Below are 13,217 nucleotides of genomic sequence, written 5' to 3'. Positions count from 1 at the left end.
ATGTATTTATTAGAACCTAGAGAAAAGCCTTCTCAAGTCATGAAATGGTTATCACCTGTTATTGCACTAAGTGCAATGTTGGTGGTCAGTAGCTTACTGTTTCTGATGCTTGGGGTAGATCCTGCGCGCGCGCTGTATATCTTTTTTGTTGAACCGCTAACTTCACTATATAACCTCAGTGAGCTCACCATTAAAGCCAGCCCATTAATTCTCATCGCACTTGGCTTAGCGATTGGCTTTCGCGCAAAACTATTCAATATCGGTGCCGAAGGTCAACTGACTATGGGGGCTATTTTTGGTGGCGGAATTGCAATTTTATTTCATGACCATACAGGTTGGTGGATCCTCCCTTTAATGGTGGTCATGGGGGCCATTGGTGGTGCATTTTGGGGACTGATTCCTGCATTTTTGAAAACACATTTTAATGCAGAAGAGACCCTTACGACCTTAATGATGAACTATGTTGCGCTTTTTGTTTTGTTATATCTGGTGAATGGGCCGTGGCGAGACCCAGATGGTATGAACTTTCCACAATCAGTCATGTTCAATGAAAGTGCGACTTTGCCTTTTGTCATTGAAGGTACTCGTGTGAATGCTTCGATTTTTATTACCTTTCTTGCTGTGGTTATTTTTTGGGTATTTATTAAAAAAAGCATGAGTGCTTATAAGTTAGAAGTCAGTGGTCAAGCACCGATGGCTGCAAAATATGCTGGCTTTTCATCAAAAAAAGCGGTCTGGCTTAGTTTAGGGTTATCTGGTTTTATGGCGGGTATCGCAGGTCTTTGTGAGGTTGCAGGACCGATTGGACAGTTAAATCCAAACATTTCACCAGGCTATGGTTATGCAGCCATCATCGTGGCTTATTTAGGTCGTTTAAATCCTATTGGAATTGTACTCTCTGGTTTTTTAATGGCTTTACTTTATTTGGGCGGTGAAATGGCGCAAATGGAACTGCAATTATCTGTTGCTATTACAGGAATTTTCCAAGGTCTATTGCTGTTCTTTTTATTAGCTTCAGATGTGTTGATAGAAAAACGTTATCGGTTTGCAAAAAAGAAGCTCAAAACAAAGATGTCAGAAACTGACTCAACTGTCGCTTAAACTTAGAGAGGAAAGTTCATTATGAGTATAGAAGTAACCGCTATTTTGGCAGGTACGATTGCAGCTGCAACTCCTCTGGTTTTTGCTGGTTTGGGGGAGTTAGTTGCTGAACGTACTGGGGTAATTAACTTAGGTGTCGAAGGCATGATGTTGGTCGGAGCAATTGCGGGTTTTGCTTTTGCAGCCCAGTATGAGGCCAGCGTAGCCAGCGCATTGTTAGTCGGGGCTTTGGCTGGGATGTTGATGTCTTTGATTTTTGCATTTTTTACACTCTCACTCAGTACCAATCAATCTGCTTGTGGCTTAGCCCTTACTATTTTTGGTATCGGTATTTCTGCATTTATTGGACAGAACTATGTCAGTACGGCTTTACCCGGACTACAAAATTTAAATATACCTGTATTGTCAGATATTCCATTGATTGGCCCCATCTTATTTCAACAAAACTATGTGGTGTATTTATCCATTTTGGCCTTTGTATTTGTTTGGTGGGTCTTGGCAAAGACGCGTTTAGGGCTGTTACTTAAAGCAGTTGGGGAGTCACCTGAAAGTGCACATGCAATGGGTTATAACGTTCTAGGTATTCGTTACTGTGCTGTTTTATTTGGTGGGGCAATGGCAGGTATTGGGGGGGCATTTTTATCGACTGTTTATACCCCAATGTGGATTGAAAACATGGTTGCGGGGCGCGGGTGGATTGCAATTGCTTTAGTGGTTTTTGCTGCTTGGAAACCAGCACGTTTAATGTTGGGTGCTTATCTTTTTGGTGGAGTGACAATTTTACAGTTTCATGCTCAAGCATTGGGTTTAAGCATTCCCAATGAGCTTTTGTCCGCGCTGCCATATGTTGCAACGATAGTGGTCTTGGTGGTGATTTCTCGAGATAAAAAACTGTTGAAGCTGAATTTACCTGCATCACTTGGCAAAACATTTACCCCTTAAATTGGATCCATTGAGTAAGCTATGAAAATATTAAGTGCAGATTATGTACTCACCATGAATCAAAGTTTGGATTGCATCAAAAATGGTGCCATTGTTGTAGAGGATACTTTGATTCAGCAGGTTGGTAAACTGGAAGAGATCCGTGCTCAATTCCCTAATCTAGTGGTAGAACATTATGCAGATGCTGTGCTCATGCCAGGCCTTGTGAATACACACTGTCACTCAGGTTTACTGCGAGGTACTGCCGAAGGTTTACCTGTATGGGACTGGTTACAGCAGTTTATCGACCCAATGCACCGGGTTTTATTACCTGAAGATGCGAAAATGGCATCTTATCTGTGCTATGCGGAAGCGCTACTTTCTGGCACAACAACGATTGTGGATATGTGGCGGTTTATGGATGGCAGTGCTGAAGCTGCCAAGGAACTAGGTATTCGTGCAGTACTGGTGCCTTATGTCGCAGAGCATCCTGATCATAATTATTTTGAAACGTTGCATAGCAATGAAGTGTTGATTCAGCAGTGGCATCAAGGTGCAAATGGTCGTATCAATGTTTGGGTAGGTTTGGAGCATTTATTTTATGCAGAAGAGCAAGCATTAAAACGTATACAACACTTATGTCAGGACTACCAAACAGGCTTTCATACGCATAGTAATGAAAGTAAGTTTGATGTTGAAGAAAACCTTAAACGCTATAACAAACGCCCCATTCAAACTTTAGAACAACTTGGTTTACTCAATGCACCGCAATGCTTATTGGCGCATTGTGTATGGGCTAACTCCACAGAAATCGACATCTTAAAAAACTATCAGGTGGGAGTGGCACATAATCCAATATCGAATATGAAATTAGCATCAGGTGCAGCACCTATTCGAGAAATGTTAGCTAAAGGGGTAGCGGTTGGTTTGGGAACAGATGGTGAAAAAGAAAATAATAATTTAGATATGTTTGAAGAGATGAAAACAGCATCATTGTTGGCAAAATTTGCAAATTTAGATGCTTCCGCACTAGATGCATGGTCTGTATGTAAAATGGCGACAACTCTTGGGGCTAAAGCTTTAGGTATGCAAGAAAGCATCGGTTCTATTGAAACAGGGAAGCAGGCAGATATTATTGCAATAAAAACAGCAACGCCACGAATGACCCCTTTAATTGGTGAAGGGAAATTATTCAATTTACATCATAATTTAGTACATGCAGTTCAGGGTCAAGATGTTGTCATGACCATGGTGGCAGGTCAAACAGTCGTACAAAATGGTAAACTAATGAATGCTGACTTACAGCATTTAATTGATCAGGTGAATCGAGCAGCGCCATTACTGTTTAAAAGACGTGAAGATTGGCTTAGTCTTCGCGGGAATGCTGTCAATGAGTTACAACGTGAAATTGGATGAGAACTTAAGTTATTCATCACATAATAATAAGTCATGAAAATAAAGTACATGTTCTGCCTTTAAGCAGGTAAATTATGTTTTATAAGTAATGACATATTGGGTGCTTGATGGGAGTTACATGGATTCTTTTTACGCTTATGGCTGCATTTATGCAGGCTTGGCGAAATGCTTTCCAAAAGCAACTCAGTACGACTGTCGATGTATATGGTGTAACACTCGCAAGGTTTATTTTTGCTTTACCTTTGGCATTTATATACATCGTGAGTCTTTATCATTTTCAACCTATTGTTGAAGTTGTTCATTTTAATCCACGTTTTGCCACTTATATCTTTGTTGCTGCAATTAGCCAAATTGCAGCAACTGCATTAATGGTTCAGTTATTTAAACAAAAAAACTATGCAATTGGTGTTGGGCTTGCTAAAAGTGAGGCCATTTTGGCAGCAATTGTTGCAGTTATCTTTTTATCTGACCACCTGAGCATTTTAGGCTGGGTAGGAGTCGTGATTGGTGGTTTTGCAGTATTCCTCATGTCCAAAGGTCGCGGCTTTTCTGATTTTTCATTACAGACCTTATGTATAGGTATCGGTAGTGGCTTATGTTTTGCTATCACATCGCTTTTGGTACGTGAAGCCAGTTTAGAACTCACTAATTTACCGTTTATTCACCGTGCGGCGTGGGTTCTTATCTGTGTGATTGGTACACAGTGTTCATTGCTCTTAATTTACTTAGGTATATTTCGTCGTGTTACTTTATGGGCGATGTGGCAGCGAGTGGGACTTACATTTCGCGTCAGTTTATGTAGTTTCCTTGCTTCATTGGGCTGGTTTAGCGCGATGAGTATGCAGTCCGTTCCAATTGTTAAAACATTAGGGCAAGTTGAGATTATTTTTAGTATGTTGATCTCTGCCTTTTTCTTTAAGGAAAAATTGGCACGAGCTGAACATTTAGGCATTATTTTGGTGGTGATTGCTGCATTTCTAGTGATTTGGGCTTAATCAATAAAGCTTTGTCATTTATTTGTAATGACATTAGCTATACTAAATAAATGGGATACGGAATTAACCCATATTCTATCTGCGTGTGAAGAGCTTAAACGGATATGTAGCTTAAGCTCGTACCAGTATAGATAAAGTCAAAATGTAGATTTGAAACTCTCATCTTAACCTACAGATATGTTTTCCAACTATATGGCTTTGCTTTAAGACAAATAGTTTTTATCTGCTCCAATAACAAAAATAACGCCCAAGCAAAATAGTCCACAATAAACAGCAAACCAGATAATCATGTTTTTAAATGCTTTGTCCGAAATAGAACTATCCGCATATTTTGCTGGTTTTTTAGGGTCTAGATCTTTCATGGTTACTGCACTCAACTGAGGTGATGTGTACATTATGCAAAGCACAGACAGAATGAAACAGATACAGAACATGATTAAAAAAATATAACAGCGTATTGGCAAATATATAGAACTGTTATGGTTTTCATTATTGCTTGTTAAGCAAAAGTGAAAGAATATTCACTATGAATTTTATACATACTGAACCATGAGAGAATTCCATTTCATTCATGATCTAAATTTTTGTACATTAAATACAGTGGTACTTTGTATGTGTAGAGTTAGCCTAATTGACCTAAGCATAAAGTTTAAAATGATAGCTAGAGAGCATGATGAAAAATTTTGAGAATAAAGTTGCTGCGATCACAGGTGCAGGTTCTGGTATTGGACAGCAGTTGGCTATTCAATTAGCCAAACAAGGTGCGCATTTGGCACTCAGTGATGTCAATGAGCAAGGTTTGGCAGAAACATTAAAGCTTGTCAAAGATTATCCTGTTTCGGTCACACTTACAAAACTAGATGTTTCAGACCGCAAAGCTGTTGAGGACTGGGCCAAACAATGTGAACAAGACTTTGGCCAGATCAATTTAATTTTCAACAATGCAGGTGTTGCCTTAGCCAGTACTGTTGAAGGCTTGAGCTATGAAGATGCGGAATGGATCTTTAAAATCAATTTTTGGGGTGTGGTGTATGGAACCAAAGCTTTTTTACCCTACTTAAAGAAAAGTGGTACTGGGCATATTGTGAATATTTCAAGCTTATTTGGACTCACTGCACAGCCTACCCAGAGTGCCTATAATGCGACAAAATTTGCTGTTCGTGGTTTTACCGAAGCACTACGTCAAGAACTAGACCTAGAAAACTGTGGTGTCAGTGCGACTTGTGTTCACCCAGGTGGTATACGAACCAATATCGCCAATAGTGCTCGAATGAGTGACAGTATTCGTACGCTAGGTATGAACCCTGAGCGTGCTAGCCGTTCTTTCAACAAAATGCTTAAAACTCCGCCAGATGTGGCAGCACAGTCCATTTTAAAGGCTGTGAAAAAAAATGAGCGCCGTGTCTTAATTGGAACAGATGCCAAAATTATGGATCTAGTACAACGCATTACACCGACAGGTTATACACAAGCCATGAACTTTTTGACTGGGAAAAAGCGTCAAAAATAAAGGCTGGCAAACTTGAAGGATGATTTTATTGTTTTAACCGAGTATGCTGAATCGAGTAATTTTTCAAATCAAAAAAGCTTCGATTTCAATGTTAAAGCATTGCATCCATTAAAATGATAAGGAGTCCTACATGAGTGGTTCTCATAACCATGATCACAGCCATGTTGAAGTGACTGCAAAAAATGCCAAGAAATTAACGCTTGCACTTGCCTTGACCACGACATTTTTAATTGTTGAGGTTATTGCTGGATTTATCACACAAAGTTTAGCCTTATTGTCCGATGCGGCGCACATGTTTACTGATGCTGCTGCTTTGGCGATTGCCTTAGCCGCCATCAAAATTGGACAAAAACCTGCCGATGATAAACGTACCTTTGGCTATCAACGGTTTGAAATCTTGGCAGCATTGTTCAATGCCATGATGTTGTTTGTTGTAGCGATTTACATTTTATATGAAGCTTATCAGCGCTTTAGCCAGCCCCCCGAAATCCAAAGTATAGGCATGTTGGTCGTTGCTGTTTTGGGTTTAATCATTAACCTAATTTCAATGAAAATTTTGGTGTCGAGCAGTCAAGACAGCTTAAATGTGAAAGGGGCTTATCTTGAGGTGTTGAGTGACGCCTTGGGCTCTGTGGGTGTGATCATAGGCGCATTGGTGATTTATTTCACGGGTTGGATGTGGGTAGATACCGTTATTGCAGTGTTGATTGGCTTTTGGGTATTACCACGAACTTGGGTGCTACTGAAGCAAAGTATCAATATTTTGCTCGAAGGTGTACCGAGTGAAATTGACATTGAGTCCTTACGCAATGACTTGTTGGCTTTAGAGGGTGTACAAGGGATTCATCAACTTAAAGTTTGGGCGATTACTTCTAAAAATGTGCATTTAACCGCGCATTTGATCGCTCCTGATGTAGATCAGAGAGCTTTATACCACCAAGCTGTGGAGTTATTAGGACATGAGCACGGCATTACCCAAGTGACTTTGCAAATCGAAGATGATGAATGCCATCCACACCAACATGAACATAGTCATTAAAAAAGGCTTGACCTTAGACTTAGTCTAGGCTTTACAATAGCATCACTTTTTTTCAGTACGACATTATGCGTTCTACCACGTGGATTAGCGTTTTAGTTGCTTTATTCATGTTCCAAAGTCTTTGGAACGTGGCGGCAGCTTTTTGCGTCCATGAAGAACAAAAAACTCAAGTTGTGACGCAACAAAATTTTCATTTTGGGCATCATCAATCCACTTTGTGTGTATCGGATGCGAAAGCACATCAAAAAAGTAGTATTGATGACCATACTCAAACGGCAAATAATCAGTTTGAATTAGGTGAAGACCATCAAGATCATTTGCCCTCAATGGCACATTTGATTATTCCGAAAGAAAAAAACTATCAACTGCCGCTCGCGCTTGAGATAAAAGAACCGCCACAATTTTTTTGGCATAATGCCTATCAAGCCCCTGATTTACTGGGGCAACATCCGCCCCCTGAACTTTCCCCGCTAATGGTGGGGTAGCCTAAAACATTTCCCACCACTTCTTCTAAAAATTAGTGGGAAAAAGCATGTCGAATCAATTCAAGGCGTTTATACGCCAAGCTCTTGCTGTGGGCATAACAACAGCTACGATGCAATGGAGCTTTGCCGAACCGATCAAGACTTTGGATGAGGCTTTGGTAAAAGTAGAGCGTTATCAGAACCAAAGTGACATTGGGCAACAGCGTCAAAATATTGCAGAGCTGAACATCAAAAACAGTGGTTTATGGCAAAACCCTAGCTTAAATATCAATCAAGATGGTTTTGGTTCAAATACCGATCAAGAGCTCAGTATTGCCATTAGCCAACCTTTAGATGTTTTTGGACAGCGTAAGCTCAATCAAAAACTCGCAGAAACAGCACACCAACAAGGCCAGTTACAGCAACAACTGTGGACAGCACAAAGCCAATTGGTGGTGAAATTTGCATGGTCGCAGTTGGCTTTGGCACAAGTTGAAAAATCGCTATATGCCGCACAGCTCAAAGTGAGTCAACACAATTTAGACAGTGCCAAAAAGCGCTATCAGGCGGGCAGTATTGCTTTGGTTGACTATGAACGTGCGCAAATCGAAAGCTTAGATATGCAACGTTTATATCAACAAGCAATACTGGCTGAACAAGTAGCACAGCGTCAACTCTCAAACCTTTGGGGCGAAACCAAAGCCGATATTCAACTCAATGCGACCTCAATGCCATGGCCAGATCAAAGTGAAGCCACAGTACAGCGTTATATTACTGCAGGTTGGTTGGAAAAGCTGTATGCCCTGAATATTCAACAGTCCAATTTAAACATTGAAAGTTTAAAAGTGCAGGCGCGTCCCAATCCGACCTTAAATGTCGGCATGAAACGGAGTCAAGCACCGAATGAAAATAGCGATACCACATTAGGTGTTGGCGTGGATATTCCGCTGAATATCTTTAACCGTCAGCAATACAGCATTCCGATGGCGCAGCGTCAGCAAAGCTTGTTGAATCAGCAGCAACAGCGCGAGTTAAAACAGCAAATTTTAGATATCGCCAACGCTATGCATGAGCTCAAAGGACTAAAACAGCAGTTCGGTGCGATCAGTCAACAAACAACTTTGGCAGAACAAGTACAAGTACGTACATTACAAGGTTTTAAAGTCGGAAAGCTGTCTATTACCGACATTCAACAAGCCAACTCGCAACTACAAAGCATACGTCTTGGGCAGTTACAGTTATTGCGTCAAGCATGGCAGACCGCATTGACCGCAGAATCGCTTAGCCTCGGCACTAGTTATGAACAGATCAGTAGTTCAGATGCTTATAGCCAAATCAGTAAAAACTCAATCGCACAAATACAAGACCTCATCCTTGGCGGAGCACAATAATATGCAACTGAAGAACCAACTTGGAAAAATATCACAGCCATTGATGATTGGGCTTTTGCTTCTAGTAACGCTCCTGATTGCTATAGGAATTTGGTTTAGCTCGAAAGATAAAACCACCGATGAACATGAGCATGGGGAACATGAAGAATCTGAACATGCGGATGAGCCCGAGGCAGAAAAAGGACATGCTGAGGAAGGTGAAATTCAACTGACAGCGCAGCAACTGACAGAGCAAGGCATTCAAATCGCTTCGGCTCAACAAGGCGTGGTGTCTCAAGTCACTGTTTTACCTGGAAAGCTTGTGGTGAATACCGATCAGCAAGCCCACATTTCGCCAAACTTTGGTGGGCATGTGGAGCGGGTGAACGTGGAGCTTGGTCAAAACGTACAAAAAGGACAAACTTTAGCTGTCCTGTCCGTTCCCGAACTGATTGATCAACAAGCCAATTTACGGATGGCTCAAGCCAGTTTGGACTTGGCACGTCAAGATTATCAACGTGAACAGCAGTTATGGTCACAGGGCATTTCAGCTAAACAAGACTACCAACGGGCAGAAAATGCTTACCGACAGGCACAGATTACTGTGCAATCCGTGCAAAGTCGTTTAAATGCACTGGGGGCAACAGGTGGTATAAATGGTCGTTTTGCCATTACAGCGCCCATCTCAGGGGTGATTAGCCAAAAAGATATCGTGGTGGGTGAAAACGTACAATTGGCCGATCAACTGTTTGTGATTGAACAATTTAAAGAGTTGTGGCTTGAGTTTAATCTGCCTGCACAGTTATCGAGTCAATTACAAACCAATCAAAGTGTAACGTTCAAACCGAATGCCTCTGAGCAAAAATATCAAGCCGTCATCCAAAGCTTAACCTCTCAGGCCGATGCCCAAACGGGACGTTTGGTGGTACGTGCTAAATTAAAAAGCCAAGCGGCTGAATTACGTCCAAATGTTTTGGTGAATATCTTTTTAGACAATACCAGTTCCAAAACAGCGCTTCGTGTCCATAAAAGTGCTATTCAAAACATTGAGGGTCAAACGTCAGTATTTATGGTCGACACAGAACAAAAAGGGCAAGTGCATTTGAAAGCACAGCCAGTTGTACTTGGACAAGCGTCAAATGATGGTCAATGGATTGAAGTCGTTTCAGGCATAAAAGCAGGGCAACGCTATGTCAGTCAAGGCAGCTTTGTTCTTAAATCTGAACTCGAAAAAGGCGAGGCTGATCATGCACACTAATCATGATTTACCCAAGCCTGAAGGCTTGTTTGAACGAATTATTCAGTTTTCTATTCAAAATGCAATTTGGGTCATGCTCTTTGTCTGCACGTGGATTGCGGTTGGGGTATACAGCTATCAAAAGCTGCCAATTGATGCAGTGCCTGATATTACCAATACGCAAGTACAAATTAATACCCAAGCCAATGGTTTTACCGCACTGGAGGTTGAACAGCGGATTACCTATCCAATTGAAACGGCTATGGCGGGTATTCCAGATTTACAGTTGACTCGTTCGATTTCACGCTATGGTTTGTCCCAAGTCACCATCGTATTTAAGGATGGTACAGACATCTATTGGGCACGCCAGCAGATTAATCAGCGGGTACAAGAAGCCAAAGCAGATTTACCCAGTGATGTTTCCCCAACCATGTCGCCAGTTTCAACAGGTTTAGGTGAGATTTATCAATGGGTCATTAAAGCAGAACCGAATGCCAAAAAAGCCGATGGTACAGCTTATAGTGCGATGGACTTGCGGGAGATCCAAGATTGGATCGTTCGTCCGCAATTGCAACGTGTTGCAGGGGTTGCAGAGGTCAACAGTATTGGCGGGTTTAACAAAACCTACGTGGTTGCTCCTGACTTAAACCGTATGCAGCAGTTGAATATTTCCTTGAGCCAACTACAAACCGCTTTACAGGAAAATAATGAAAACCGTGGGGCAGGCTTTATTGAGGAAAATGGTCAGCAGCTCACAGTTCGTGTGCCAGGGACACTCAACAGTCTTGCAGACATTGAAAATACAACGGTTGCCAGCCCAAATGGGAACCCCATTCGTGTCGCGGATATTGCGCAGGTTTCAATTGATCATGACCTCCGAACAGGAGGCGCAACCTATAATGGCGAAGAAACTGTACTCGGCATCGCTATGATGATGATGGGTGAAAACAGTCGAACGGTGTCTAAAGCTGTCGATGCCAAAATTCAAGAGGTGCAAAGCAGTTTACCGCAAGGCGTTAAAATCGAAACAGTTTATGACCGCACCACGTTGGTGGAAAAAGCCATTAAAACGGTGCAAAAGAACTTGGTTGAAGGCGCAATCTTGGTGATTGTGATCCTCTTTTTATTCTTGGGTAATATTCGTGCTGCGTTAATTACAGCCTGTGTGATTCCACTGTCTATGCTGTTTACTTTAACAGGCATGGCACAACAGAACATCAGTGCCAACCTGATGAGTTTAGGGGCATTGGATTTCGGTATTATTGTCGACGGTGCAGTCGTAATTGTTGAAAACTGTATTCGCCGTTTAGCCCATGCACAACAACTGCTCAAACGACCGTTAACTCAATCGGAACGCTTTAAAGAAGTGTTTTTAGCAGCGCGCCAAGCTCGTCGTCCACTTATTTTTGGTCAGCTGATTATTTTAGTGGTGTATTTGCCGATTTTTGCACTGACTGGCGTAGAAGCCAAAATGTTCCACCCAATGGCTTTGACGGTTGTGCTTGCACTCGTTGCAGCCATTATTTTGTCGATCAGCTTTGTGCCTGCGGCTGTTGCACTTTTTGTTAAAGGTGACATTAAAGAAACGGAAAGCCGTTGGATGTTGTGGTTAAAAGAGCGATATCAGCGAGTATTAGACTGTGCCTATCAGTACAAAGCGGTAGTTTTAACCTTTGCACTGTGCTTATTGGTATTAACAGGTTTACTCGCAATGCGGATCGGCAGTGAGTTTGCACCACAACTGAGTGAAGGTGACTTTGCTGTACAGCAACTGCGTTCCCCAAGCACAGGTCTAGAAGAATCACTTCGTATTCAGGAAAATACGGAAAAGCTACTTCTGAAAAAATTCCCTGAAATACACGCTATTTTTGCGCGTACAGGTACGGCAGAAGTGGCGACCGATGTGATGCCACCGAATATTTCAGATGGTTATGTCATGTTAAAACCCCGTGATGCGTGGCCAAACCCGAAAGAAACATTGGATGAACTACGTAGCCGTATGCAGGCGTATTTAGCGACATTACCCGGTAACAACAGTGAGTTTTCTCAGCCAATTGAACTGCGTTTTAATGAGTTAATATCGGGTGTACGTAGTGATGTCGGTGTCAAAATCTTTGGTGATGACATGCAAGTATTAAATGCGGAAGCTGAAAAAATCAGTAAATTAATTCAACAAGTTTCAGGCAGCACCGCAGTCAAAGTTGAACAAACGTCGGGCTTACCTTTGCTTAATGTTGAAATTGATAAAAGCTTGGCAGCGCAATATGGCTTAAGTGTTAAAACCATACAGGACTATGTATCAGCAAGCATTGGTGGGCAAAATGTCGGTGAAATTTTACAGGGCGACCGCCGTTTTGACTTTGTGATTCGACTCAGTGAACAAGACCGTAGTGTCAGCGGGATTGCGCAACTGCCAATACAGCTTCCAAATGGCGGCAGTATTTTACTTGCCGATATTGCCACAGTAAAAATGATGGATGGCATCAACCAAGTCAGCCGTGAAAATGGCAAACGTCGTGTGATTGTCACTGCGAATGTCGAAGGGCGTGATTTGGGCTCTTTTGTCACAGAGGTACAAGCTCAACTGAAGCAGTATCCACTACCAAGTGGCTATTGGATTGAATATGGTGGTCAGTTTGAAAATCTAGCCTCGGCACAGGCTCGAATGCAGATTGTGATTCCACTGGCATTATTGACGATCTTTATTTTGCTGATGGCTGTTTTTCATAACATGAAAGAAAGCCTACTGGTGTTCACGGGTGTTCCATTTGCTTTAACAGGTGGTGTGCTTTTCTTATGGTTAAGAGACATTCCCTTGTCGATGTCGGCGGGTATTGGTTTCATTGCCTTGTCTGGCGTTGCCGTCTTAAATGGTTTGGTCATGTTGACCTTCATTAAAGAGTTAAGAGGGCAATACCACTTACATGAAGCTGTTTGGCAGGGGGCGATTTTGCGCTTAAGGCCTGTTTTAATGACCGCCTGTGTGGCATCCTTAGGTTTTGTGCCGATGGCACTTGCTACGGGCACAGGGGCAGAGGTTCAGCGACCATTGGCGACCGTGGTGATTGGTGGAATTATTTCTTCGACGTTATTGACCTTGGTGCTATTACCAGTGTTGTATCGTTGGATGAATGCTAAGAAAGAAACGGAAATTTAATTCTTTA

Annotated in this window: 11 protein-coding genes; 10 read left to right on the top strand and 1 reads right to left on the bottom strand. The window is 41.9% G+C overall.

Going from position 1 to position 13,217, the window contains the following annotated elements; translation table 11 throughout:
* From ACE01U_RS08455 to ACE01U_RS08440, 4 genes are all read left to right on the top strand, one after another.
* Positions 1-1,101: an ABC transporter permease gene (locus tag ACE01U_RS08455; protein WP_395579193.1), complete on the top strand. Its 1,101-nt coding sequence runs from the start codon at positions 1-3 to the stop codon at positions 1,099-1,101.
* Positions 1,102-1,122: 21 nt separating this feature from the next.
* Complete coding sequence (locus ACE01U_RS08450) at positions 1,123-2,043, top strand: ABC transporter permease (protein WP_086210922.1); 921 nt, start codon at positions 1,123-1,125, stop codon at positions 2,041-2,043.
* A gap of 21 nt (positions 2,044-2,064) precedes the next feature.
* The gene (locus ACE01U_RS08445) at positions 2,065-3,438 is read left to right on the top strand and encodes an amidohydrolase family protein (RefSeq protein ID WP_395579192.1); all 1,374 of its coding nucleotides are present in this window, start codon (positions 2,065-2,067) and stop codon (positions 3,436-3,438) included.
* 107 nt (positions 3,439-3,545) lie between these two features.
* Positions 3,546-4,433: a DMT family transporter gene (locus tag ACE01U_RS08440; RefSeq protein ID WP_086210920.1), complete on the top strand. Its 888-nt coding sequence runs from the start codon at positions 3,546-3,548 to the stop codon at positions 4,431-4,433.
* A gap of 203 nt (positions 4,434-4,636) precedes the next feature.
* On the opposite strand, the gene ACE01U_RS08435 is transcribed toward ACE01U_RS08440, so the two are convergent.
* Positions 4,637-4,795 carry a hypothetical protein gene (locus ACE01U_RS08435; protein WP_171494546.1) on the bottom strand — a complete coding sequence of 53 codons (159 nt, stop codon included), beginning with the start codon at positions 4,793-4,795 and terminating at the stop codon, positions 4,637-4,639.
* A gap of 311 nt (positions 4,796-5,106) precedes the next feature.
* Here ACE01U_RS08435 and ACE01U_RS08430 point away from each other — a divergent pair, with 311 nt between their 5' ends.
* From ACE01U_RS08430 to ACE01U_RS08405, 6 genes are all read left to right on the top strand, one after another.
* Positions 5,107-5,943 carry an SDR family NAD(P)-dependent oxidoreductase gene (locus tag ACE01U_RS08430; protein WP_395579191.1) on the top strand — a complete coding sequence of 279 codons (837 nt, stop codon included), beginning with the start codon at positions 5,107-5,109 and terminating at the stop codon, positions 5,941-5,943.
* A gap of 130 nt (positions 5,944-6,073) precedes the next feature.
* On the top strand, positions 6,074-6,982 hold the full coding sequence (locus ACE01U_RS08425; protein ID WP_151706868.1) for a cation diffusion facilitator family transporter: 909 nt from the start codon (positions 6,074-6,076) through the stop codon (positions 6,980-6,982).
* A 65-nt stretch (positions 6,983-7,047) separates the two neighbouring features.
* Positions 7,048-7,467 (top strand): cation efflux protein, CzcI-like, encoded by a 420-nt coding sequence (locus ACE01U_RS08420; RefSeq protein ID WP_395579190.1) that lies wholly within the window; start codon positions 7,048-7,050, stop codon positions 7,465-7,467.
* Positions 7,468-7,514: 47 nt separating this feature from the next.
* A complete protein-coding gene (locus ACE01U_RS08415; RefSeq protein ID WP_395579189.1) occupies positions 7,515-8,837 on the top strand; it encodes a TolC family protein in 1,323 nt (440 codons plus the stop codon).
* 1 nt (position 8,838) lies between these two features.
* Positions 8,839-10,074: an efflux RND transporter periplasmic adaptor subunit gene (locus ACE01U_RS08410; protein WP_395579188.1), complete on the top strand. Its 1,236-nt coding sequence runs from the start codon at positions 8,839-8,841 to the stop codon at positions 10,072-10,074.
* The gene (locus ACE01U_RS08405) at positions 10,064-13,210 is read left to right on the top strand and encodes an efflux RND transporter permease subunit (protein WP_395579187.1); all 3,147 of its coding nucleotides are present in this window, start codon (positions 10,064-10,066) and stop codon (positions 13,208-13,210) included. Before ACE01U_RS08410 ends, ACE01U_RS08405 begins: the two co-directional genes overlap by 11 nt.
* Positions 13,211-13,217 lie beyond the last annotated feature (7 nt).

Origin of the sequence: Acinetobacter halobius (assembly GCF_044130335.1) — a bacterium.
GTDB lineage: Bacteria > Pseudomonadota > Gammaproteobacteria > Pseudomonadales > Moraxellaceae > Acinetobacter.
The sequence above is the reverse complement of the archived record's forward strand: the minus strand, read 5'-3'. Positions and strand labels throughout refer to the sequence as shown.

Bases quoted from the DNA above. Each gene is read 5' to 3' on its own strand.
- ACE01U_RS08455 (WP_395579193.1), top strand. From the start codon at position 1: ATGTATTTATTAGAACCTAGAGAAAAGCCTTCTCAAGTCATGAAATGG.
- ACE01U_RS08450 (WP_086210922.1), top strand. From the start codon at position 1,123: ATGAGTATAGAAGTAACCGCTATTTTGGCAGGTACGATTGCAGCTGCA.
- ACE01U_RS08445 (WP_395579192.1), top strand. From the start codon at position 2,065: ATGAAAATATTAAGTGCAGATTATGTACTCACCATGAATCAAAGTTTG.
- ACE01U_RS08440 (WP_086210920.1), top strand. From the start codon at position 3,546: ATGGGAGTTACATGGATTCTTTTTACGCTTATGGCTGCATTTATGCAG.
- ACE01U_RS08435 (WP_171494546.1), bottom strand. From the start codon at position 4,795: ATGAAAGATCTAGACCCTAAAAAACCAGCAAAATATGCGGATAGTTCT.
- ACE01U_RS08430 (WP_395579191.1), top strand. From the start codon at position 5,107: ATGAAAAATTTTGAGAATAAAGTTGCTGCGATCACAGGTGCAGGTTCT.
- ACE01U_RS08425 (WP_151706868.1), top strand. From the start codon at position 6,074: ATGAGTGGTTCTCATAACCATGATCACAGCCATGTTGAAGTGACTGCA.
- ACE01U_RS08420 (WP_395579190.1), top strand. From the start codon at position 7,048: ATGCGTTCTACCACGTGGATTAGCGTTTTAGTTGCTTTATTCATGTTC.
- ACE01U_RS08415 (WP_395579189.1), top strand. From the start codon at position 7,515: ATGTCGAATCAATTCAAGGCGTTTATACGCCAAGCTCTTGCTGTGGGC.
- ACE01U_RS08410 (WP_395579188.1), top strand. From the start codon at position 8,839: ATGCAACTGAAGAACCAACTTGGAAAAATATCACAGCCATTGATGATT.
- ACE01U_RS08405 (WP_395579187.1), top strand. From the start codon at position 10,064: ATGCACACTAATCATGATTTACCCAAGCCTGAAGGCTTGTTTGAACGA.